Source organism: Streptomyces verrucosisporus, from assembly GCF_017114865.1.
Lineage (GTDB): Bacteria > Actinomycetota > Actinomycetes > Streptomycetales > Streptomycetaceae > Streptomyces > Streptomyces fenghuangensis.
Genome location: NZ_JADEYH010000092.1, coordinates 1 through 541, shown reverse-complemented (window position 1 = coordinate 541; position 541 = coordinate 1). Strand labels below are relative to the sequence as shown.

Annotated in this window: 1 protein-coding gene; it reads right to left on the bottom strand. The window is 70.4% G+C overall.

Annotation, left to right across the window (positions count from 1 at the left end; all coding sequences use genetic code 11):
- Positions 1-541 (bottom strand): transposase family protein (locus IQ279_RS27585; RefSeq protein WP_505011414.1); only part of this gene is annotated, 541 nt, incomplete at both ends.

The following is a 541-nucleotide window of genomic DNA, read 5'->3' as shown; positions in this document are numbered from 1 at the left end:
GTCGGCCTGGGCGGTCCGATGCCCACGACGATCACTCCGGTCGTCGTGGGGCGGTGCCGTCCGTCGCCGGATCGGGTGCCCGAGGGCGCGTCGCCCGATCGCGATGCCGGCGGCATCGTGTCGGGACATCTTCCTGTTCTTCGAGGTGAGGGGCTTGGCCCAGTGCTGTGCTCCCCACATCGAGGTGTATGCCGGATCGACGGCGACGATCGACAGGCCGTGTTCGGCGGCCATCGAGACGAGCCGGGCCTTGAGCCTGCCGGTGGGGATGCCGCAGACGAGTTGCCGGAACCGCTTGCGGCGGCCGTGCTTCTCGCGGGTCTTCTCGGCGGTGAAGTCCAGGTTCTCCAGGCCGATGGCCTTCACGCCGCATCGGCCTGTCCAGTGCGGCAGCCGGCTGATGGCGTGCCGTATCTGGGCGTCTCGGTGGCCGGCGGGGCCGGTGAGGTCGTAGAAGAACCGGCGCGGGTTGCCGATCGGGTTGCCGTGTGGGCCGAGGTGGTAGGCGGCGAGGTGGTCGGCGTTGGTGTCCACGCCGACC